17 protein-coding genes and 1 tRNA gene are annotated in these 21,848 nt (G+C 53.4%); 3 read left to right on the top strand and 15 right to left on the bottom strand.

What is annotated here, in order from left to right; all coding sequences use genetic code 11:
• Positions 1-56: 56 nt before the first annotated feature.
• From fadJ to IM284_RS10665, 3 genes are all read right to left on the bottom strand, one after another.
• Positions 57-2,204 carry a fatty acid oxidation complex subunit alpha FadJ gene (gene fadJ, locus IM284_RS10675; protein ID WP_193055809.1) on the bottom strand — a complete coding sequence of 716 codons (2,148 nt, stop codon included), beginning with the start codon at positions 2,202-2,204 and terminating at the stop codon, positions 57-59.
• A complete protein-coding gene (gene fadI / locus IM284_RS10670) occupies positions 2,204-3,514 on the bottom strand; it encodes an acetyl-CoA C-acyltransferase FadI (protein ID WP_047368002.1) in 1,311 nt (436 codons plus the stop codon). The genes fadJ and fadI overlap by 1 nt, the downstream gene beginning before the upstream one ends.
• A gap of 246 nt (positions 3,515-3,760) precedes the next feature.
• Entirely contained in the window at positions 3,761-4,045 is a 285-nt protein-coding gene (locus IM284_RS10665; RefSeq protein WP_028013973.1) for a YfcZ/YiiS family protein, read from the bottom strand.
• Positions 4,046-4,417: 372 nt separating this feature from the next.
• Here IM284_RS10665 and fadL point away from each other — a divergent pair, with 372 nt between their 5' ends.
• Positions 4,418-5,698, top strand: coding sequence for a long-chain fatty acid transporter FadL (gene fadL, locus IM284_RS10660; protein ID WP_041908871.1), 1,281 nt, complete (start codon positions 4,418-4,420; stop codon positions 5,696-5,698).
• Positions 5,699-5,742: 44 nt separating this feature from the next.
• On the opposite strand, the gene mlaA is transcribed toward fadL, so the two are convergent.
• Positions 5,743-6,495: a phospholipid-binding lipoprotein MlaA gene (mlaA, locus tag IM284_RS10655; RefSeq protein WP_041908870.1), complete on the bottom strand. Its 753-nt coding sequence runs from the start codon at positions 6,493-6,495 to the stop codon at positions 5,743-5,745.
• Positions 6,496-6,810: 315 nt separating this feature from the next.
• Between mlaA and IM284_RS10650 the strand changes: the two genes are divergently transcribed.
• Both IM284_RS10650 and IM284_RS10645 read left to right on the top strand, forming a co-directional pair.
• Positions 6,811-7,740: a formate/nitrite transporter family protein gene (locus tag IM284_RS10650; protein ID WP_041908869.1), complete on the top strand. Its 930-nt coding sequence runs from the start codon at positions 6,811-6,813 to the stop codon at positions 7,738-7,740.
• 75 nt (positions 7,741-7,815) lie between these two features.
• Positions 7,816-7,887, top strand: a tRNA-Arg gene (locus IM284_RS10645).
• Positions 7,888-7,938: 51 nt separating this feature from the next.
• On the opposite strand, the gene IM284_RS10640 is transcribed toward IM284_RS10645, so the two are convergent.
• The 11 genes from IM284_RS10640 to IM284_RS10590 form a co-directional block, all read right to left on the bottom strand.
• A complete protein-coding gene (locus IM284_RS10640) occupies positions 7,939-9,267 on the bottom strand; it encodes a VasL domain-containing protein (RefSeq protein WP_193055808.1) in 1,329 nt (442 codons plus the stop codon).
• A 60-nt stretch (positions 9,268-9,327) separates the two neighbouring features.
• Entirely contained in the window at positions 9,328-9,798 is a 471-nt protein-coding gene (locus tag IM284_RS10635; protein ID WP_100169922.1) for a hypothetical protein, read from the bottom strand.
• 14 nt (positions 9,799-9,812) lie between these two features.
• Entirely contained in the window at positions 9,813-10,268 is a 456-nt protein-coding gene (gene tssE, locus IM284_RS10630; RefSeq protein WP_041908863.1) for a type VI secretion system baseplate subunit TssE, read from the bottom strand.
• Positions 10,268-10,813, bottom strand: a complete 546-nt coding sequence (gene tssJ / locus IM284_RS10625; protein ID WP_193055807.1) for a type VI secretion system lipoprotein TssJ — start codon at positions 10,811-10,813, stop codon at positions 10,268-10,270. The genes tssE and tssJ overlap by 1 nt, the downstream gene beginning before the upstream one ends.
• Positions 10,791-11,876: a type VI secretion system baseplate subunit TssG gene (gene tssG / locus IM284_RS10620; RefSeq protein ID WP_063943378.1), complete on the bottom strand. Its 1,086-nt coding sequence runs from the start codon at positions 11,874-11,876 to the stop codon at positions 10,791-10,793. Before tssG ends, tssJ begins: the two co-directional genes overlap by 23 nt.
• Complete coding sequence (gene tssF, locus IM284_RS10615) at positions 11,840-13,594, bottom strand: type VI secretion system baseplate subunit TssF (RefSeq protein WP_193055806.1); 1,755 nt, start codon at positions 13,592-13,594, stop codon at positions 11,840-11,842. The genes tssG and tssF overlap by 37 nt, the downstream gene beginning before the upstream one ends.
• 84 nt (positions 13,595-13,678) lie before the next feature.
• The gene (locus tag IM284_RS10610; RefSeq protein WP_049137239.1) at positions 13,679-13,930 is read right to left on the bottom strand and encodes a hypothetical protein; all 252 of its coding nucleotides are present in this window, start codon (positions 13,928-13,930) and stop codon (positions 13,679-13,681) included.
• The gene (locus IM284_RS23360) at positions 13,923-15,065 is read right to left on the bottom strand and encodes a PAAR domain-containing protein (RefSeq protein ID WP_226838688.1); all 1,143 of its coding nucleotides are present in this window, start codon (positions 15,063-15,065) and stop codon (positions 13,923-13,925) included. Before IM284_RS23360 ends, IM284_RS10610 begins: the two co-directional genes overlap by 8 nt.
• Positions 15,066-15,096: 31 nt before the next feature.
• Positions 15,097-16,695: a type VI secretion system protein TssA gene (tssA, locus tag IM284_RS10600; RefSeq protein ID WP_193055805.1), complete on the bottom strand. Its 1,599-nt coding sequence runs from the start codon at positions 16,693-16,695 to the stop codon at positions 15,097-15,099.
• Positions 16,695-20,165 carry an ImcF-related family protein gene (locus IM284_RS10595; protein ID WP_193055804.1) on the bottom strand — a complete coding sequence of 1,157 codons (3,471 nt, stop codon included), beginning with the start codon at positions 20,163-20,165 and terminating at the stop codon, positions 16,695-16,697. The genes tssA and IM284_RS10595 overlap by 1 nt, the downstream gene beginning before the upstream one ends.
• Positions 20,162-21,370, bottom strand: coding sequence for a hypothetical protein (locus tag IM284_RS10590; RefSeq protein WP_193055803.1), 1,209 nt, complete (start codon positions 21,368-21,370; stop codon positions 20,162-20,164). The genes IM284_RS10595 and IM284_RS10590 overlap by 4 nt, the downstream gene beginning before the upstream one ends.
• Positions 21,371-21,848 lie beyond the last annotated feature (478 nt).

The raw sequence follows: 21,848 nt of genomic DNA, 5'->3' as shown, positions 1-21,848 counted from the left end.
GTTTACAAAATCGCCAGAACAGGTTCATTCACCTCAGGATTTACCCTTCTTTGACTTCAGTTTACGAAATCAGTTTCCCTTGCAGGCCAGAATGTCTGGCCCCGCTCCGCCATCTGCAATAATTCGTCACACGGTGTAAACCGCGGACCGTATTGCGAGGCCAGACGTTGCAAAATGACAACCACTTCACCCGCACCGAGCGTATCCATGTAACGGAACGGGCCGCCAAGGAACGGCGGGAAACCAATACCAAATACCGCGCCGATGTCGCCATCGCGTGCGCTCTTGATCACCTGTTCACCAAAGCAGCGCGCCGCTTCATTGAGCATCATCATGACGCAACGTTCTGCGCACTGAACGGCAGACAGTCTTCCCTGACCGGTGGCCGAAATAAGCCCATAAACCGAAGGGTCGACCTGTTTCTTGCTTTTACGCCCTTTCGCGCCGTAAAGATAGAAACCGCGTTCATTTTTTCTGCCTTTGCGATCGTCCTTCAAAATTGCAGAAACAATGTTTGCAGGCGGGGTAAAACGATCGCCATAAGCCGCTTCCAGCACAGGTATAATTTTAGTGCCGGTGTCTATTCCCACCTCATCCAAAAGTTGGATTGGACCGACGGGGAAGCCAAACTTTACGAGCGCCTCGTCGACGTGCTCGATTTTCTCCCCTTCCGTCAGCAGCCGCATCGCTTCGTTGATATAGGGTGCCAGAATACGGTTGACGTAGAAGCCAGCCTTGTCCGCGACCACAATCGGGGTTTTACCCTGTTTTTTCGCCAGCTTCACCACGGTGGCGATGGTCTGCGGGCTGGTCGTGGCGTGCGGGATCACCTCCACCAGCGGCATTTTTTCGACCGGACTGAAAAAGTGCAGACCAATGACCTGCTCCGGACGAGCAGCTTTCGCCGCGATATCGCCAATCGGTAAAGACGAGGTGTTTGAGGCAAAAATAGTGTGCGGCGCGCAGTGCTGCTCCACGTCAGCCACCATCTGCTGCTTAAGCGCCAGGTCTTCAAATACGGCTTCAATCACCAGGTCCCGGTGCGCAAAACCGCTGTAATCCGTCGTGCCGGAGATCGTCGCCAGGGTTTTATCACGTTCGCTTGCCTTGATATGGCGGCGTTTGACCTTCCGATCAAGGTTCTGCCAGCTGTACTGCAGCGCGTGGTTGATGCCCTTTGCGCTGATGTCTTTGATACGCACGGGCAATTTGCCTTTGCTGGCGGTAACAAACGCGATTCCGCCGCCCATGAGCCCACCGCCCAGCACGCCAACGGCGCGCAGCGGAGCAGGCTCTGCCTCGCTGCCCGGATCTTTTTTCACCTCAGTACTGGCGAAGAAGATGCTGCGCAGCGCCTGCAACTGCGGCGTCATCGCCAGTTCGCCAAAGGCTTTGGCTTCAGCGGCATAGCCGCTGCTGCTGCCCTGCGACAACCCGGTTTCCATCACTTCCAGAATGCGCTTTGCCGCCGGGTAGTTGCCTTTGGTTTTTTGCTCGGTTTTTTTGCCTACCATGTTGAACAGGAGCGCGCGCCCCAGTGGCCCTGCCAGCACGCGCTCGCGTACGGGGAGAGGACGTTTTGTCTGACGTCCCTTCAGCGCCAGCTCAACGGCAGCGTCCAGTAAAATGGTGTGCGGAACGACGTCGTCAACCAACCCCACTTTCAGTGCCTGACGGGGGCGTAGCTGCTTGCCGGTTAAGATCATCTCCAGGGCGGTGCTAACCCCAACCAGACGCGGCAAACGCTGTGTTCCACCCGATCCCGGCAGCAGGCCTAACTGCACTTCTGGCAACCCTAAAACGGTTTTCGGATCGTCAGTGCAGATACGGCTGTGACAGGCCAGCGCCAGCTCCAGCCCGCCGCCCAGGCAGGCACCGTGGATCGCGGCAATAACCGGAATCGGCAGAGCGTTGATTTCAGCCATCACCTGCTGTCCCTGACGCGCCAGATCTTCAGCTTCCTGCGCGCTTTTCGCTCGGGCGATCATGTTGATATCGGCCCCGGCAATAAAGTTATCCGGCTTAGCCGAGATAAAGACCAGACCACGAATCGCTTTATTTTCGCGGATCTGCTTGAGCATGGCGCGAACCTGAGTGCCGAATTCAGCCTTCAGGGTATTCATCTTTTCATCAGGCACATCAATAGTGATAACCGCGACGTTATCGAGGCGAACCGTCAGATTAAATGCAGATGGCATATCCATTATTCAGCCTCCAGAACCATTGCTGCGCCAAGGCCGCCCGCCGCGCAGGCGGTGACGAGACCAAACCCGCCGCCGCGGCGACGGAGTTCGTGTAGTGTCTGGGTGATCATTCGCGCGCCCGTGGCCGCAAACGGATGGCCGTAGGCGATCGACCCACCCAGCACGTTGAATTTGCTCTGATCCACTTCGCCGGTGGCATGGGCGCGGCCCAGCACGTCGCGTGCAAAACGCTCGCTTGCCAGCAGCTGCACGTTTGCCAGGGTTTGCGCGGCAAAGGCTTCGTGCATATCAATCAGGGTTAAATCCGCCAGCGTTAGCCCCGCACGATCCAGCGCCAGCGGCGTGGACCACGCCGGACCTAACAGCATGTCCTGCCAGACATCAATGGCGGTAAAGGCATAGCTGCGCAAATAGCCCAGCGGCGTGATGCCCAGCTCTTTTGCACGCGACTCCGTCATCAGGATCACCGCAGCAGCACCATCGGTCAGCGGCGTACTGTTGGCCGCCGTCACGGTGCCGTGCTTGCGGTCAAACGCCGGACGCAGTTTGGCGTAATCCGCCAGCGTCGAGGTACCACGAATATTGTTGTCTTCAGTAAGAGGCTCTCGATAGGGAGGCGTGTAGGCGGTCATGACCTCGTCGGTGAGTTTGCCCTCCGACCAGGCTTTCGCTGCCAGCTGATGCGAGCGATGCGCCAGCACATCCTGCTGCTCGCGGGTGATGCCGTAGGTTTTGGCCATCTGCTCGGCGGTATCGCCCATTCGCAGGCCAGTCGAGTATTCCGCGACGGCAGGTGGCACGGGCATGAGATCGCGCAGGCGTAAACGCGAGAAGAGTTTGAGCTTCGCACCGGTGGTGCGAGCTTTATTAGCATCCACCAGAATGCGGCCCAGCTTTTTACTGACACCAATCGGCAGTACGGAGGAAGAATCGGCGCCACCTGCGATCCCGGCGCGAATGGTGCCCGCCATCAGACTTTCCGCCACGTTTGCTACCGCCTGGAAGCTGGTCGCGCACGCGCGGCTAACGCTGTAGGCATCGGTATGAACGTTCATGCCGGTACCGAGAACAATCTCCCGCGCAATGTTAGGGGCTTCAGGCATCTGCACCACCTGGCCGAAGACCAGCTGTTCGATGACCTCAGGCGGAATTTCGCTGCGAGCCAGCATCTCCCCCACTACCATTTTCCCCAGATCGACAGCCGGTATACCGTGAAACGCCGTCGCCTGACGTGCAAACGGCGTACGCAGACCGCTGACAATGGCAATGCGGTCACCTTGTCGGGTGATTAGCGGTAATGCCTGACTCATAACCTTCCCCTGTGAAAAATTTTACATGACTATAAAGTGGTCTGACCTGATAACAGTCTTAACCATTTTTTTACATTCAGCCAATCGGGGAAGCTTAAAAATGCGAGGTAAAACACAGAGAAGAAAAAGAAAATGCCCCTGCATGGCAGAGGCAATTGTACGGTTTGTTGCCGGGTGGCGACGGTGCCTTACCCGGCCTACACGATCCTAGGCCCGTGCAAGTGAAGCGCCGCTGGGCAAAAAGGATTAACGCAGACCGAGCTGGAAAATCAGCGTTTCAGCTTCGCAGGCAAACACAAAGTCGATATCCAGCTTCACGCCGCCGTCCACTTCCGTGAAGGTAGATTTGATTTCACACGGATCGGACTCCACATCACGCGCGCGCTTGCTCAGCGCGGCCAGCGTTTCTTCAGCTTCGGCGCGGTTGGTGAACACACGGCTGTAAGACGCGGTGCAATCGGTGTTGTCCATGATGGTGCCAACATCCATACAGCAGCAAACCGGGGTTTCATCAGCACTGCATTTACTCATAGCTCAATTTCCTCTGTATTCGCGCAGCGCGCGAGATAAACACGATGCTGATATTTTACGCCCCAGCGCTGGCTCTCTCCAGCCGTTAATGGCGCAAAATCGGATAAGTGACCGATATCACACTAAAAAATGATCTAAAACAAAAACCACCCTTTTGGGTGAGCCGCGATGGTCACAATTTTGCCAACCAGATCTCGTTTCAAGAAACATGTTTGAAAATATTAATAAACAAACTTGCAACATTCAGGCTGGTCGGACCTATACTCTGGCCACTGGTCTGATTTGTCTGTCATACCTCAGACCCTACACTTCGCGCTCCTGTTACGGTATGTAACAATTATTGAATAAAAATAACTCAATGAGGTTATGGTCATGAGCCAGAAAACCCTGTTCAACAAGACTGCGCTGGCAGTCGCAGTGGCAATCGTCTCTACTTCCGCCTGGTCAGCGGGCTTTCAGCTAAACGAATTTTCTTCCTCTGGCCTTGGCCGTGCGTATTCAGGGGAAGGTGCAATCGCTGATGATGCTGGTAACGCAAGCCGTAACCCTGCATTAATCATGATGTTCGATCGCCCGACCTTCTCTGCTGGTGCGGTGTATATCGATCCTGATGTCAACATTTCCGGCACGTCACCTTCTGGTGCGAGCCTGAAAGCAGATAACATTGCGCCAACGGCGTGGGTACCTAACCTGCACTTCGTTGCACCAATCAATGAACAATTTGGCTGGGGCGCATCCGTCACGTCTAACTATGGCCTTGCTACCGAGTTCAACAACAACTACCCGGCAGGCGAATACGGCGGTAAAACAGACCTGACAACGCTAAACCTGAACCTGAGCGGTGCTTATCGTCTGAACGACAGCTGGAGCTTCGGTCTGGGCTTTGATGCCGTCTACGCCGATGCAAAAATTGAGCGTTACGCCGGTGAACAAACGGCTCGCCTGCCGAAAAACAGCAACAAAATTGCCAGCCTGAAGGGCGATGAGTGGGGCTATGGCTGGAACGCCGGTATTCTGTACGAGCTGGACAAAAACAACCGCTGGGGCCTGACCTATCGTTCCGAAGTAAAAATTGACTTCGACGGCGATTACAAGAGCGGCATCCTGACGCCGGTCAACAGCCTGGTCCCTGGTGCGGGTACCACTATCCCGTGGGGGACTTCTGGTCAAACTGTCCCTGGCTCACTGTCACTGCATCTGCCAGAAATGTGGGAAGTCTCGGGTTACAACCGCGTAGCGCCACAGTGGGCTATTCACTATAGCCTGGCCTATACCAGCTGGAGCCAGTTCCAGGAGCTGAAAGCGACCGGCACCAACGGTCAAACGCTGTTCTATAAGGACGAGAGCTTCCACGACGCCTATCGCATTGCGTTGGGTACCACCTACTATATGGATGACAACTGGACATTCCGTACCGGTATCGCATTCGATGACAGCCCGGTACCGGCTGATAAGCGCTCCATTTCCATTCCGGATCAGGACCGCTTCTGGGTGAGTGCTGGTGCAACCTACGCGTTCAACGAGAATGCTTCTGTCGATGCGGGCGTATCTTATATGCATGGCCAGAAAGTGACCTTCAAGGAAGGCCCGTACGAATTTACCTCTGAAGGTAAAGCCTGGCTGTTCGGTACTAACTTCAACTACGCGTTCTAATCGCGCAGGGATCAAAAAAGGTGAGCGTTGCTCACCTTTTTTATTTATTCCGAATCAATATCTTTGAGTTCGTTTTCAATAGCCTTCGCGTTTGGATTATCTTCCGGCTTCAGCTTGCCGCCGTTGGCGATAAAGTCATGATTCTGGAAGTACGCTTCACGCACCATAATGTACGGATCGGACGACTGGCGCAGCAGACCGTCTGAATCAAGCAGTTGCGCACGGGTTTCAATCCCTTCCACCGTCCATTTACCCACCGACAGCGGCCAGGTCAGCCACGACAGAACCGGATACAGCGTATCGACCATATCGCCGCCATCATCACGCACGGTGAAGCTGCCATAGAACGGCAGATGGACGTAAGGACCGTAACCGACACCATAATGCCCCAGCGTACTGCCGAAACGGTGCGGCTGTTCACGCTGCAGTTTCGGGTTTGCCATACCTGCAACATCGATAAAACCACCCATACCCAGCAGGGAGTTCAGGAAGAAGCGCGTAAAGTGCACCATCCCCTGATACGGATCGCCCTGCAGGAAATAGTTGACCATCACCGCAGGCTCTTCGAGGTTGCTGGTAAAATTGCTTAACCCGTTACGCGCAGGCTGTGGAACGTAATCGCGCCATGCTACTGCCACCGGGCGAACCACATACGGGTCCAGCACGTTGTAGTTGAAGCTATACATAGAGCGGTTAAATCCTTCGAGAGGATCGGAGCGTCCCGTTTGCTCCCCGGAGCTGGCGCAGCCCACAAGCATCGTCGCGCCCAGCGCAAGCGCCGACAGCCGAAGTTTCATAAATATCTCCCTGTTCAGTATGGCTATCGTTGATTGCCATCCGTAACGGAGCATCTGGCGCTCCGTCTGAAAACGTGCAAGTGATTGTAACAGCACGTTTACCGATGTCTATGAGTACAGTTACGGGCAGTAATCACCGTGACTCTGATCTCAGCATAGCCTGACTTTTGGAATTCGTTTCGCTGGCAATTTTATAATGTCTTTGAACAAGATGTATCACCTTTGTTGTCATTCCCGCCAATTTAAGAGCATCCCCACAGGCATCCCGATAAAAGCCGCTACGCTTAAAAGAAAGATCAACCTCCGGGAGCAGATATGAAAGAAGTGGGTGAAGACAAAATTGGCGAAAGTAATGAGGAACATGAAATTGAAAGCGAGGAGAAAGCGCGCGGTGAGGAGATAGAGATTGATGAGGATCGCCTCCCCTCCCGCGCGATGGCAATTCACGAACATATACGCCAGGACGGGGAAAAGGAGATGGAGCGCGATGCCATGGCCCTCTTCTGGTCAGCTATCGCGGCTGGATTGTCAATGGGCGCCTCGCTGCTTGCTAAAGGGATATTTCATGTGCAGCTGGAGGGCGTGCCCGGCGGATTTTTACTGGAGAACCTCGGCTACACCTTCGGCTTTATTATCGTCATCATGGCCCGCCAGCAGCTATTTACGGAGAACACGGTGACCGCCGTACTGCCGGTAATGCAAAACCCCACCCTCGGCAATTTTGGTTTATTGATGAGGCTCTGGAGCGTGGTTCTGCTGGGAAATATCATCGGCACGGGCATCGCGGCCTGGGCATTTGAATATATGCCGATATTTGATGAACCCACCCGGGACGCGTTTGTGAAGATCGGTATGGATGTGATGAAAAACACGCCGGTCGAAATGTTTTCAAATGCCATCATCTCTGGGTGGATTATCGCCACAATGGTGTGGATGTTCCCTTCTGCCGGTAGCGCTAAAATCGTGGTGATCATACTGATGACCTGGCTGATTGCGCTGGCGGATACCACGCATATCGTGGTCGGTACCGTTGAGATACTCTACCTGGTCTTTAATGGCACGCTTCACTGGAGCGATTTTTTCTGGCCGTTCGCCATTCCGACGCTGGCGGGGAATATCTGCGGTGGAACGTTTATCTTTGCGCTGTTAAGCCATGCCCAAATCCGTAACGACATGTCGAATAAACGCAAAGCCGAGCTTAAGGCGCAGGCAGAAAAGGATAAAGCAGCAAAAAAATCAACCTGAATGGTGACTCTTTGAGCAGTCAGGCGGCAACGCGCTTAACGCAAAGTGTAAATAACGCTATACTCGTGCCGCCTCGTCCCCTTAGTTAAATGGATATAACGAGCCCCTCCTAAGGGCTAGTTGCAGGTTCGATTCCTGCAGGGGACACTTTTATCTTCCTCTGTTTTTAACCCAAATTAGTCTGTTCGCTGCAAAAACTCATTGAGCAGAAGCATCCTGCTTTATTTGAGCATAACGCGTTGCCAGTTGCTTCAGGTGAAGCTCAAGTTGGGTCTTTTCTGCTTCAGGGAGCGCACTTCCTGCAGGATACTGCGACAGGCGCCTGAGCTGCTCTTCAGCGGGTATCGCATGGTTAAATGACTGCATAGTCGAAAAAACCACGGATTTAAGCTCACTCACGGTTATATATTTTCCTTTTTGCTCATCCAGACTACTCAGCCGATCACTCAGTTGCTGAAGCGTCATCATCCCCTGATACCAGCTGTTCATTGCGTCTACAGGCAACGCCGTCGCGTTAAACTTTTTTTGCCACTGTACTATCAGCGCTTTAGCCTCTTCGGGCCGTAATGTCTGGAGCTGCTTTAACAGCTGTAGGCTGTAGGAAATATTCCAGTCAGGAGACAGTTTATCCAGCCGTGCAAGCTGCTGCTGCGTATCTGAGATAAACGTAGACGGTAACGTTCCTCGCTGCGTTAACGCGTTTTGCTGAACAGGTGTGAGCGCTTCAGGTAATGGTGCCAGCGAGGCAATGGCCTGAGTCGTTAAGGGATCGGGTCTGGAGAGAAAGCCCCCACCCCACGCTATGGCGACGCAGACCACCAGCATAGAACACATCCCGGCGACAAAGGGCTTCCACTGCCCGGCAATCCGGGAGGGCATCACAGGTTCCTCACCGTTCGGCTCATTTTTCTGCTGGACAACATATACCCTTTTCACCGCCTGGATCGGTTCATCCTTTTCCAAAGGCGCTTCCCTGTCGGGCTTCATCTCATGCGAATCTGTTATTCCATGATTTTTTTCCAGTCTTGCCGCATTAGAATGTATCACCGTTCGTAATGTCTCGAACTGGCTAAGGTGTTTAAGCTCAAGGGTCTGGAGCACCGCCCCCAGCCTGGAAAGCAACGCTTCAGCGTTATATAGCTCACTCAGATTGCTGTCATCCAAAGTGAGCATACGCATGAGTTGCTGCAGGCGCTGGCTCAGGCTGCTAAGGATTTCCATTCGCACGTGTTGCGAATGCGGCCAGAAAACCTCCCACTGGTGGCTAATCAGAGCCTCCAGGATCGCCAGCCCCTCATTCAGGCCAGCGACTCCAGACTGCTGCGTACGGGCGAGGGTGTACCAGGCTGCAGTCTGCAACTCAACACCGTTTTGCTCGAATAATGAAAGGCAGCGTTTTTCAACGTATACCCAGTTCACGTCCGGTCGAGCGGGATGGCTTAATTTACTCAGTTCATCGCGAAGGGCGGCATAATCCGGAAGCGTGCGCGGGTCGCCGCCGGTTTTTAACGTTATATCTATAGTCATTCTGGAGGGCCTGCATATTCGTGTCAGTTGATTTCGTCAGTTGATGAAATAATGTTATCGCTATGGCAACAGCGCTAAAATCAGACCGAAAAAAATACCTTCATCAAATAATTGTCCTGACCGGGATGGTGTATCTGGGGGAGCGAAGATCCAGTCACTTCCCCCTCCTACCCGCATAAAGAGCCGCCCTTGAGAAATAACATTTTCTCCGGAACAGAAAGTCACCTCGACACAACCGGCGACGCCCTGTCCATACAGAAAGATCGGCATAAACTTTACCGCCCGACTGTCATAACGAAGAACAATACCGGAAATCTCAAAAGCCCCTCCCTCCACCAGCAGGTCCGAAACGGAAGCAGAGACAGTGCTCACATTCAGTCCGGTACCTGTGAGCCACTCATCCATCTGCTGCTGAAGTTGCTCCATTCGCAGGCGAAACGCTGCAATATCTGCCTGAGTTTTACTGACTGGAGGAACGGGTGAAGGTTGACTGGCCTGCAGTTTTTTTATGAATTGTGATTTTACTGACATAGTGTTTCCTGGCCTTAAATACGGGCTGTGGTATCGAGGTACTGCTGTTGCCTGAGGTGCCTCAACAGAACCCGTCCTTCGGGCATAAACTCAGTGCCATAGCGCACCAGGCCAATCCCCTTGAGTTCAGCGTCAATGGCATAGCGCAGTTCGCCTGGAACTTTTTGGTCCAGCAGAACAACATCTATCTTCTTCAGTCGAGGTTCATATTTGAGCAAGACAGTCGACAGCGTGCTCATAAGTTCATGGGCCGTCCCTGGCATACCCTGAAGGATTTTCGTCATATCGGGCAAGCCGAAGTCAGGGAGATGCGCGAGCGTGCCGGCGCGACAGTTGAGAACGCGCTGCATATTATCCAACACTGAGAGGATGACCTGATTTTCTTCACTCACCTGGTTGAGGTTGAGGCCACCGGAAAAATTTCCGGTTAGCATTTCATAGAGCGAAGGTGTGTTATGTCCGTGGGGCATCAGTTGTCCTTAAGCGGTTGCAGCGTCAGATGATTCTCGCCAGCTTCCAGAGTACGCGGTTTATCCGGATCCAGGTCGCTGCGTTTAATAACCTGCTTCCAGGTGCTGTTGACCTCATCCGGATGGCGGAACAGCCCCACCACAGCCACAAACTGCGCAGCTTCTTCCATCGGCATATCAAGGCTTGCATCACCGCCTGGTTTTACCACGACATCACGGCTCGCTAGCAAATCGTCTTTCAGAACGCTGCTATCATCCTGAAGCAGTTGCATATAAACCGTCTTATCAAAGATTTTTCGATCTTTAAGCTGGTAAACCCGCACCACGACTGGTTCAGAAAGCGGATTACTTTCTCGGGCATCAATGTTCAGCGCCTCACGTGCAGTGAAATCCAGATGCAGTATTTTAATCTTTTTATAGAACACAGAATTAAACGCCGATTTGGTCCCATCGGTGACGCTCTGCGCCACGCCGCAGCCTGTCAGGCTAATCGCTATAAAAGGTATAAGCCAGCGCATGGTCTTAATTAAACTTGTAGGTAACACGTCGATTTCCTTGTTGCGGTTTCGCAGGCTCCAGCCCGCGGTAATCACCCAGTTCTGTCGTAAAGGTCTCGGGTATTTCATCCGAAAGAGTATCACCCTCTACTCCCAGCACACCGTTCATTCCCAGCCAGAAAGGGCTTTCGCCCAGCGGTGGAACGGCCAGCAGCCGGACTGAAGTGGTCAATGTAATTCTGGCCTTGAACCGCCAGCCCAGGTACACCCGGAGCATGACCAGGAAATCCTGATACAGCTGGCCGTCCGGCTTCCAGCCCTGCGCCTCCTGTTCGTTTTCCGTCGCGAGCGCAACCAGCAACTGGCTGCTGGCATCCATTGCTTCGTCACCCAGCGGGGTATTGCCGTCCAGTTGAAAATCGTCATCACCGTAGAAGCCCAGTTGCTGACTGACCTCCACCGGTCGAAGGCAGTATGGACTGACCTTCACGAGAGTATCCGGGGCCAGCAGTGTCACCAGGGCCTGCATTCCCTCCTGGGTTTTGCCCGGCTGCTGCAGAACCCCGAGTAGCGCCAGAAAGCGGGACACCGGGGTGGCAATGTGGTTTGCGGTTCCCGGTATGCCCAGTCCTACCAGCCCCAGCAGCGACTGTGAAATGCTGTCCGTTCCCCCCGGCTCAAACGTTGCGGGATAGGAGTATTTGCGCCAGATGCGGTAAAACTGCGTCAGGATGCGATGGCTGAAGATATCCAGAAAACCCTGCAGCGCTTCATACCCTTCACGACGCTGAGTGATATCATCGAGATAGGCCGTCGGCAGAGGTGAGTCGACACCGTACATCCCCATAAAGGTTGTGCGGATGAGCGGTGGTCTGCTGTCATCATCCTCGGCATACTCGACAGCCTTTAGCTCACTGGATGGGAATCCCATCCCCGAGTGCGGTGCAAAACGTACCGGGTCATCGGCGGGATGGCTGGTCGAGCCCATCAACGGCTTACCTGGATTGCGCTTCTCCAGCAGTTGACAGAAACGGTAAAAGTTAATGCGGTGAAGATCCGCCTCCAGCCGTGGGCTCAGCCGGGAATACGGCGGTTGTGCTTCTCTTGCCATTCCAGACGTTCTCCAGTCGGTTGCAGAATGATAATCAGGCGGTTAAACAGATAGATATCGGTGTAGAGCGCGAAGAAGCGGCTTAGCATCTCACCGAAGAGACAGATGTCGCCACGCCCGGCAAAGCCGTAGCTGTCCAGCGTCACCTCAATCTGCACCCCGCGCACCAGGTACCCCTGCTCAAAGCGTTCCGTTTCACTGTGCTTCACGTCGATAATCGCCTCCAGACGACGGCGGTTCATCTCGCTGTCAGTCCACTCGTACAGCGCCAGCGTGCCGCGCAGCACGTCGGCATTGTCCATCATCGACAGGAAGCCGCTGCCAAGATGACTCAGCACACGCCAGTGAAAGCGATCCTGCGCCGGGGGATAACAGGGCAGCGTCGGCGCACACAGGTTATGCACGGCAATACTGGCTGAAGTCGTTTTCATCACTGTATCGAGCACGGTGCTCTGGAGCGCTCGCCGCGGGAGCTGGCCGTTTGTGCCCGTGAGCGTCAGGGACAGGCTTTCATCTTCTGGTACCGTGTGGTTATCAAACGCTTCGCCGCCCAGAATAAGCCAGGTGTTGTACAGGCCTGACGGGCCGCGCCGCACACGAGTGTGATAATAATATTCCGGGGCTTCATGACGCATCATGCCGCCTTTGTGACGGAAGCTCGAGAATGGCACGTAGGTATGCTGGCTGGATGACATCACCGAGTCCACAGAGTAAATCTCAGTATGGCCGTCCTGCACCCGCATCGGTCGCAGCATGTATTCGGTCTGCAGGGAGTTGAGCGTCAGCGGGTCAGATTCCAGCGGGAACAGGTTGATCACCGGCACACAGTTCAGGCGCAGATGCTTTTCGGTAAAGCTGAAATCATGCTCCCAGCGTTCTGCCAGCACCACGTCGATTTCAAACCAGGGGAGTTCAGCCGGAAAGACTAAGGTCTCCAGCCCACGCAGGCCGGTAAACATGAATTTCTCACGGAAGGTGAAGTACTCCAGCAGCAGCTGATAGCCGCTAAAACTACTGCTCCCCTTCGGCCAAAGGTCGTCATCATCGTCAAATCCCAGCACGGCGAAATAGCCGTCAAGCGGTCTTCTGTCTATATCACCCGGCATCCGCAGCCACAGGCGCGCCGTGTTCATGGTAAAGGCTTCATGCATGGCGCAGGCTAGTGGTGCGTCTGCGTTGAAGTAGAACGGGAGCTGGCTGAGATCGATACGGCTCCAGTCGGCGAGATGGCTGCAGTTAAACCGCAGGCTAATAACCGAACGCCCGTCAGGGTCAGTCGACAGGCGGACGTGCTCAAGCGACAACGGCTGGAGAGTAATCTCTTTGGTTGTGGTATACCGACAGCGCGTGCCCTTCTCACCGATCGGCCTTGAGTTCACCTCAAAGCCTTTGACGATGCGCATCTGCTCTTTCATCTCACGCCACTCAGGGGTGAACTCCACCACCGACATCGACGGTATGGTGCGCAGGTAATGCGGCCAGAGCAGGCTGACCAGCCCTTCTGTCAGTTCAGGCAGGTCGTCATCAAGCTTTTCACGCAATCGCCCCATCAGGAAGGCAAAGCCCTCAAAAAGGCGTTCCACGTACGGGTCGCGCGCGCCAGCTTTATCGAGGTTGAGCATTGCTGCCTGCTCGGGGTGAGCGCGGGCAAATTCTTCGCCGGCTTCCAGCAAGTAGCGCATTTCAGCGTCGTAGTAACGCAGGGTTAAGTCGTCCATAGATAACCAATATGATTGAATGTTTAACAGTGTTAGGAATAAAGGGAAGCCATGACAGCCTGCAACTTATTGATATGGTATCGACTAATATTTCTTGCTTACTCGCTTAAACACCATAAGAGAGATAATATAAATAACAACAAAAGCAATATTCGAAGAACCATAAAACAGCCAAACCATGGAGTAGGTTTCGTCAACCAAATAATCCAAACCTGTTCCAATTAACACGGTTTCAAAAGTGTATTTGATATCCATGAGTGAAAGGGAAAGAATTGTTGTACTGACCAGTAAAAACAAAACTACAGGCACAAAAGCTAGCAGTAGACGCTTAATCATTCTCAATTCCCTGGGATTGGCTGAATGTTGTGGGGGCATAACCGCTCGAGCCTTTTCCTGTGAGCCCACTTCCTTTGCCTATTGCCCCGGCAGTTTCATTACCGCTGCCTGCACCTTCAATTTCCTTATAATCTGAAGCGTTATGATAGTTGCCCTTAAATTCTTCAGTCATTCTAATTATTCGCATATCAGCTGGATTTACAGCTAAATCCTCCAAATAAGCATTCAAAGACGATGGAATCGCAAAGTCTTCACTGTAACCCAAAGAGTATAGCAGTCTCACGTCAAATATTCCTGTACCTGCTTTTTTAAGTCCCGTTACTGACGTTGTAGTACAGTTGTTCACTGCCAGGTTATATCTATCAATAACGCGTCCATCTTCTTTTATTTCCGCACTAGTATTTTTTCCATCAGGGTGAACGCTGCTGGATGCCCATAAAGCATTAAATATTGATAGCGTGTTGGATTCATCGACGTCCAGTATTTTAAAAACTGACGCCCTCATCCGATAAAGTTCTTTTATGTAAAACCCTACCGCTCTTTCGCCGGAATATTTAATCAACACGCCTTCACCTACAGGACTAAATCCTTCCTGATCATATCTTCCATAGGTGAACACATGGATCATATTATTAATGTGTATTGAAACGAAAACATGTCCTGCACCTTGGGTTTCTGTCCAGAGGAAAACGCCATCACTCAGTTCATTCGGTTCTGCAATACACACTCCCGCAAGGTCATTTTGACCAGACTGGCTACTATCATTGCCAGGAGCAAACATCGTATCAGCCCGTGAGCCAGCCAGAAACGATGTCTTTCCAGCGCCTCCTGCAGTTGAAATTGCACCAGCCGAACTCTTCTCGTACGTATCATCCATCATCGACGGAATAAACTTTGCCTTACAGGGGCATGAACTGTAGCTGTCGAGAGTCCCGGCCATTCGTCTGCCGTGAATGATATCGTTATCAATGCCACCGGCTACCTTGTAAATTCCTACAAATTTACCGCAGGTCACGCCGTCCTGTTCCCGGGCAACAGGTTTACCAAACAGAGTGTGATCTTCTGCGCCCGTGATAATTCTCCCGCCGCAGGTTGTTTTGTCACCCTGCACCAGATAAAAGCCTTTTACTGGCATATGTTTTCCTTTTCGCTGAATTCAGTCCTGGTTACCCGCAAAGCACCGCACTGCCTGCCGGGTCAAGCGCAATCAGACCGGCCAGAAGCTGATCCATCTCGGGCTGAAGCCGAGATTTATCGGTTTCGCTGCGGGTGGCTTTCATGCGCAGCAGTCTGAGACGGCGCGATTTGACTTCAAATAGCAGCGCTGGGGTCCACTGCGTGAGGGTGATGGACTGTGCAGCGCCATCGAGTTCCCCCAGCAGATGCAGGGCCAGTTCATTTTTGCCCTTCTGCTCCGCCACGCGGGCCATTAGCAAGCGCAGCAGCCATTTGTCTTTCGTGGAGTCGTTGCCTGGGAGAGTCTGCAGCCAGTGAAGTGTGGCATCCAGGCCATCCGTGTCCGCCTTCTCAAGCGCTTCCTGCTCGAGGGTCAGAATATCGTTGTCCGTCTCACCGGCAGTACTGACTCGCTCATCACGCCAGCCGGACATATCGTCCAGCACGCTCTGATTTATCCAGTTCAGCGTGACCTCATCAGCAAACGGCGTACCGTCATTAAAGGCCAGCGTTTCAAGCCCAGTGAGGCGGCGTAGCAATCCTTTCAGGTCAGCGGCGATGATATCAGCCAGTACATCCTGCCCCAATTTAATCAGGGCCTGGTGGATATACCACTGCAAATCCAGCCAGAGGTGGTTGGCGCCACGGGAGAAAGTGCTGTCCGCGTGCTCCAGTATCTCCAGCCAGCTCTGCTGCAGGTACAGACGTTTGAGCATGGCCCGCTGGTCAGCCCGCGGTGGTTCGATGCGCGTTTTCCCTTCTGCATCAGGAGCCGGGATAGCGCTCAGCGTGTCATGACGTAGGCTTTTCATCAGCCGGTGTGCGGCAAGCCATCCATCGGGCTGCTCACGCAGATAACCCGTCAGGGTCCGGGCCTGGGCCAGTAAATCCTGACCGGACGAAATGCGGCTCAGCACCGGCGCGTCTGTCCCGACTGTGTGTGAGTCCTGTGGCTGCGCCCTGTGACCGGCGTTCTGCGGTACCACAGCATCCACGCCACCGGCCTTCATCAGGCGGGATTCCAGCGCGCTGAACAGCGCATTCAGTTCTGGCCGTGACGTTTCCGGCTCTGTCTCCAGACTGTCGCGGATGAGCAACAGCGCACCGGCAGTGCGCTGAGCATCGCTGCGCACTACTTCCGGCCAGAGGGAGAGGCTGTCGAGCAGACGAGAGCCTGCGAGCCACTCCAGCGCCGGTTTACGGCTTCGCTCCCGCTGCGGATGAAGCTGCACTCCGTAGCGCTGCAGCAATCCTGCCAGCAGTTCAAGCCCTTCGGCAAAGCCGGTTTCCCCGTCCTGGTGCAAACGCGCCCAGCAGTAATAGGTGGCAATCCGGATATCTTTGGCGGTAGTGGTCAGCAATTTTTCGGCAAGCGTACAAATCAGCCCGGTATCGATGCCGGAGAGTTTATTCACCTCCTCTCTGATACGCTGGAAATCATCGTCATAACCCGGATCTTCCCCTGTAGGATTGGTGTCGCTGACAGGGGCAAGCCAGGGCCGCCAGCTTTCTGTTCGTACCTGCGCCTGCTGTCGTAGTTCAATTTCGTCCGCCTGACAGGCGGCAACCAGATTCTGAAGAGTGCTCATTATTCGATTCCATCCATGTCACTATTTTCCGTGTTGGCCATCAGCGCCTGAGCCGTGGCCGCGCTGTCAACGCTGAAGATCTGATCCGGCAGCGTGAAGCCGTGCAGTGCCAGTAATGCCAGCGGCCCGCTGCCCAGCTGTGAACGCAGTACCCATTGCAGAGTACGACCATCCGGGGCGGTGAAACTTACCATCCACTGGCTGCGGTCAAGCTGCTGCCGCTTGCCCTGATCCAGCCAGCGAATAAAGCCCCAGGTCCCGCTGTAATCCCCAAACAGACGCGCTCCGGCGTTGACCGAGGTCCAGGTCAGCATTGTTCCTGGTTTGTATGTGTCTCCCGGCCAGCGGAAGGACTGCCAGTCGGCCATCTGGTTAAAGTAGTGCAGCTTTTGACCATCAATGGTCAACTGAGTTTCCACTACCTGCGGTGCCGGGCGCGCCTGCAGCTCGAAGCTAATGCCCTGACTGCCATCGGTAAACAGAATGTCTGACAGCTCGCTCAGTTGATTAATCGCCCGCAGGAACGTTGGGTTAAAGCTCAACCCCTGGCTGTTAATCTTATCCGGTACCCACTGACTGCCCTCTTTATGCAGCACACCGCTGAGTTCAGTCGTCAGGAAGCGTTCAATACGCCCGCTGTCCTTACGTATAAATTCGGCCAGCATGGGCAAAGAGGCATCACTCTTGCTCGCGGCGAACGGGAAGCGCCCGTCAAATGCCGTATGCCAGTTAGCCACAACTGAGCGACTCCATTTGTCATTCAGACTTGCTGCCGACGGCTGAAGCACGGTCTCCCAGGCCTGGGTCAAAGGCTGCACAAACATCGTGCTGCCAAAACCGCTCCACTCTTCGCCAAGGCTTGCCGAAATGAGGCTGCCGTACTGCTGGGTGTCGGTCAGATCCACACTTTTGCCCTGGAATACGGTTTGCGCCAGGGTCTGCATCATCTCCTGTGGGTCTGAGGCGCTGGCCACCTGCTGCAGGCGCAGGCGCACGCGGGTGATACGGGTCAGATAGGTCTGCAGGCTCAGAGAGTTGTCAGCCGACATGACGTTACTGCCGTTGTTTTTACCCAGAAGCTGAAGCAGCGGGCCGAAGGTTTCATCCAGAGGTCCCTGTGGGCCTGACGCTGACTGGTCAATCGCAGGTTTGTCTTTCCCGCCTACGAGGTCTTTAGCCGATTTAATGATTGAGTCTGAGAGGCCTTCGCTTTTCTGGCCGGTCTGCCCCTGCCAGGCGAGTGTATTCATCAGGGCAATCAGCGGCGACTGGCGGACATCGCTCATCAGCGTCAGTTGGTCGGTGACATCGGCAATATTGTTTGTTGGATTTAATCGCAGGCTGTTGAGGAAGTTCAGCCAGCTGCCGGCAAAGTCAGTAAAGTAACGCTCTGTCAGGCGCGCTTTGAGCGCTTCCGGGGAGAGATCCGCCGATACGGCTTTGCGGGAATCGCTCAATACCCAGTCAATTTCATCCTTGCGCGAGGTTGCCGCCTTCTCAATGGCCTGCTGGATACCGCCTTCCCAGGCCTGTCGGGTAAACATACCCGGCACCACTTCTTCGGTGGTGAACAGCCGACGGGCATCGGTACCGCTGGTCATGTCCTCCAAAGACACATCGGCGAAATTACGGCGTACGGATTTGAGCATGTTCTCATACAGGGTACTTTCTGCATTGCGGTGGCCAATTTGCTGCAACAGCACCTGACGGCTCTGGCTGACCAACTGCGCGTCCGGGGTGATTTTCCACTGTGGCTGCTTTGGCAATTCGTTAATGTAGAAAGCCCATAAATCCGGCGACAGACTCTGCCATAGCCCGGTTGAGATGCCCATACGCGTCGGCTGCACGGTTTTCATCGCTTGCGCGTAAAATGCACCGTCGGCTTTATCCGGACGAACCATCATCAGCCAGGCTTTCAGCTGGTCATAGCCCGGTTTCGCCAGTTGCGCCCGCTGGTCGCTGTTTGGCGCTGAACTGACCAGCGCTGTAAGCTTTTGCGCCAGGGCGGCGTTCGCCGGGTCGCGTATCAGGCGGTTGTTCGCCACACCATACCAGGGCAGCATCGCACTGAGCAGTTGCTGGTTATGGTCAAGCCCGAAGCGCTGATACCATGGCGTGCCCTCCTCAACATTATGCAGCAGGCGACCGGCGTCGTTTCGCAGGTCATGGAGTGCCGTCAGCTGGTAGTCCGATACGGAAGGGTGTTCCACCAGGGCACGGGCTTGTTGCGCAACTGAGACTATCTGTGACCGGTTAACCGCAAACGACAGCAGCGTTCCCGCCCCCCAGACGCCAATCATCGCCATTAGCGTCCAGGCGAGCGTTCTTTCCCACGCCATACCGACACGGCCGCCACGCACACGGGTGCAGTCGTCAACGATACCCTGCCATGTCACCGGCAGGGTCAGGGCATGGCGTTGTGATTCCGGGATATATTTCTCCGTTCCGGCAGTTTCCTCTGACGTCTCCGCGGGTTGCTTCCCCGGCAGGCTGAACATCAGGCCCCTCAGTGGAACGCGCTGCTGAGAGACAGAGAGCCATGGCACCAGTTGCAGAGCCCGGCGGGCGATACCCCCGTCTTTGAGGTGCTGGCCCAGACGCAGCAGGAAGTCGTGGCGGTTGTTTTCCGCGACCTGACTCATCCCCTGCGCCCGCAGGGCCGGCAGCATCAGCTCAAGCTGGCGGATAACATCGTCTTCTTTTGCGCGCAGTGGAAAGCTTGCCCCCACTGGCTGCTCAGGACGTGTGGCCTGTGACCATTTGCTGTCGCAGAGTTGCCACAGCCAGACCGGTGCGGAATAACAGAGAAGTTCGCTGATTTTTTCCAGCCCGCGTAAATCGTTGTCACTGATTTGTGGGGTCAGGTTAAGCGACGGCGGCATGATGCGGACAATCGCGTCCAGCGGGCGTCCACGACGCAGCTTACGCAACGCGGTGTATTTTTCCTTGTCCGGTTCAGTCGTCAGGCTCCCGCCATAAATCAGAACGGTACGGTTGCCTTCAAGCCACTGGTTTTGCTGCAGGCCGGGAACCAGTTGCTCTATCGCGGCTTCGTCGCCGGTTATCAACAACAGGTGGGCTTTGCCACGCCAGTAAAGACCGATACGCGTACGAAGATGAGCACGTATCCTGGCAGACATCAGCACTGCCGGAGATACAGGAGCTTTTTCACTCTCCCGTTTCTTCTCGTCATCACCCTTAGTTTTGTTGATGAGAGCATCAAATTCCTTTTTGCCACCACTGAGAGCCTGCAACAGGAGTAAAACCAGCATGGCAGATATGCATCCGGTAGTGCAGCCCCCGCCAATAAGCCAGTAAATCTGCTGCTGGCTGCCGTCTTCAAGCCCTGCCATATCTGGATGCTTCCAGACTATAAACATCATTACGGCAAAAACTAAAAAGAGAATAAATGCGACAGAAAGATATCGGCCTTCCGTAGTCTTTGGTGCAAAAGAAAAAGGTAGCTTCACGGATCCATCTCCTGTCGGGAAGCAATCGGAGTAATAAGCGTGCTCCACAGCACATTCTGTGTCGTATCACCGCAGATAATCATCTGTGGAGACTGTGTCTGTCGGGCTATTTCAGTGGCGGCCGCGATGGCCAGCCAGGGGGCTGCGGCACCGGCATGTCCCATAGACATATCGAGTGAAATGACTGATTCGTTCTCTACAGCCTGTGCAGGATGCGCATTCTGACACCCTATAACTTCTGCGCGCTGCTCACCCGTCAGCCCGGCAAGCCATAAATTTTTCACGATGTTTCCTTTGAGCGGGACGTTCCAGGCGGCCATCTTCATCCCCTCGCTCAGTTCACCTGGAGGGGCAGCGTCTGGCCGGTGCAACAATGCGACGGGTTCGAGTGAGTTCTGTGTGAGGCGGTTGCCCAGAAGCAGTGCTACACCGGCCTCAGCTGTATTGTCAGAATCGGAAGGATTAAACTGGAGCCCCACAATCAATAGCATTGCATTATCTTTAATACGTATATTCAACCAGCGGTCAATTACGCTGAGTCCACTCCCTTCACCATATTCAACAGGATGGGGAATATTATTCTTTTGCCAAGCCTCGTCCCAGTAATGGCGAATATTCTCAAGGGGCAGAGATGTTGTTATATCAAAAACAACAACCAGTGGGACTTTCTCAGGAATTTGTGCAAAAGGAATGCCAGCAATCAACTGCGAAAAAATATTAGTTATCACGAATTCTGGCAAGTCATGTGGGCTGGAAGCAACCTGGCTCATTCTTGTGCTTTCATTACCATCTCGGTCGACCTGTGAAACAATAATACTATCGTTGTTTTGCATAGCAATAGCCGCATCTTTCTGATTAACTGATGAGTGGCCGGTAATAAATGTTACATTCAGCACCTGTAGTACACGCCGTGCCTTACGGGTTTCCCGGAGGATCCACTGCTCTCGCTGTTTGTCAAAAGCGTTTGCTTTACTATCCTGTAAAGCCCAAAGAAGCAGACGAGAAAAAAACAAGACACTCCATAAAGCAACAGGTAAACCTAAAGCCAATTTCCAAAAGTACAGATTTTCAACATAACGCCCAAATATACGCATTAAGATAACACTGACCGAAAGCATGGCAACCAGAGCAATAAGCCAACGAGAGAAATTCAGAGAATTAGGTCTGGGATAGCGTTCTGGCAGATGTTTAAGTGTATATGACATTCATTTTCTCATATTACAGAGTGGCTGAATAAGCTTGATATGCAAACGAAGCGGGATTTTATCGCGTTATATTTCTCTCATTATCGATGACTCACACTCAAATATACGAACACTAGTTTAACAAAGAGTAATTGCGTTAATTTACTTTTGTTGTTGAAATAGCTTTCCATTTTTTCAACATGTAATTTAACAAAGGTTAATCGTTTTTTTAGATTATGATATGGAATCGGAGGACTTTCACCACCATAAATATCATTTTCAACTATGATATACTCCTTCCCTCTTAAGGCATGCTTTATTCCATTTTTATATGCAAAACAGTAATATCGCTACCACTTTTGCTTAAAGAAATTGATTGCCAAGGGTGCAACTCATTAGGATCTGATAGATTAGACTGCCAAGCGGTGCCGTATATACTCACACTAATCCCTCCCCGATATTAAATAGCATCAAAATACAAATGGCATCGAAATAAATT

The organism is Enterobacter cloacae complex sp. P12RS, assembly GCF_014895875.1.
Classification (GTDB): domain Bacteria; phylum Pseudomonadota; class Gammaproteobacteria; order Enterobacterales; family Enterobacteriaceae; genus Enterobacter; species Enterobacter bugandensis.
The sequence above is the reverse complement of the archived record's forward strand: the minus strand, read 5'-3'. Positions and strand labels throughout refer to the sequence as shown.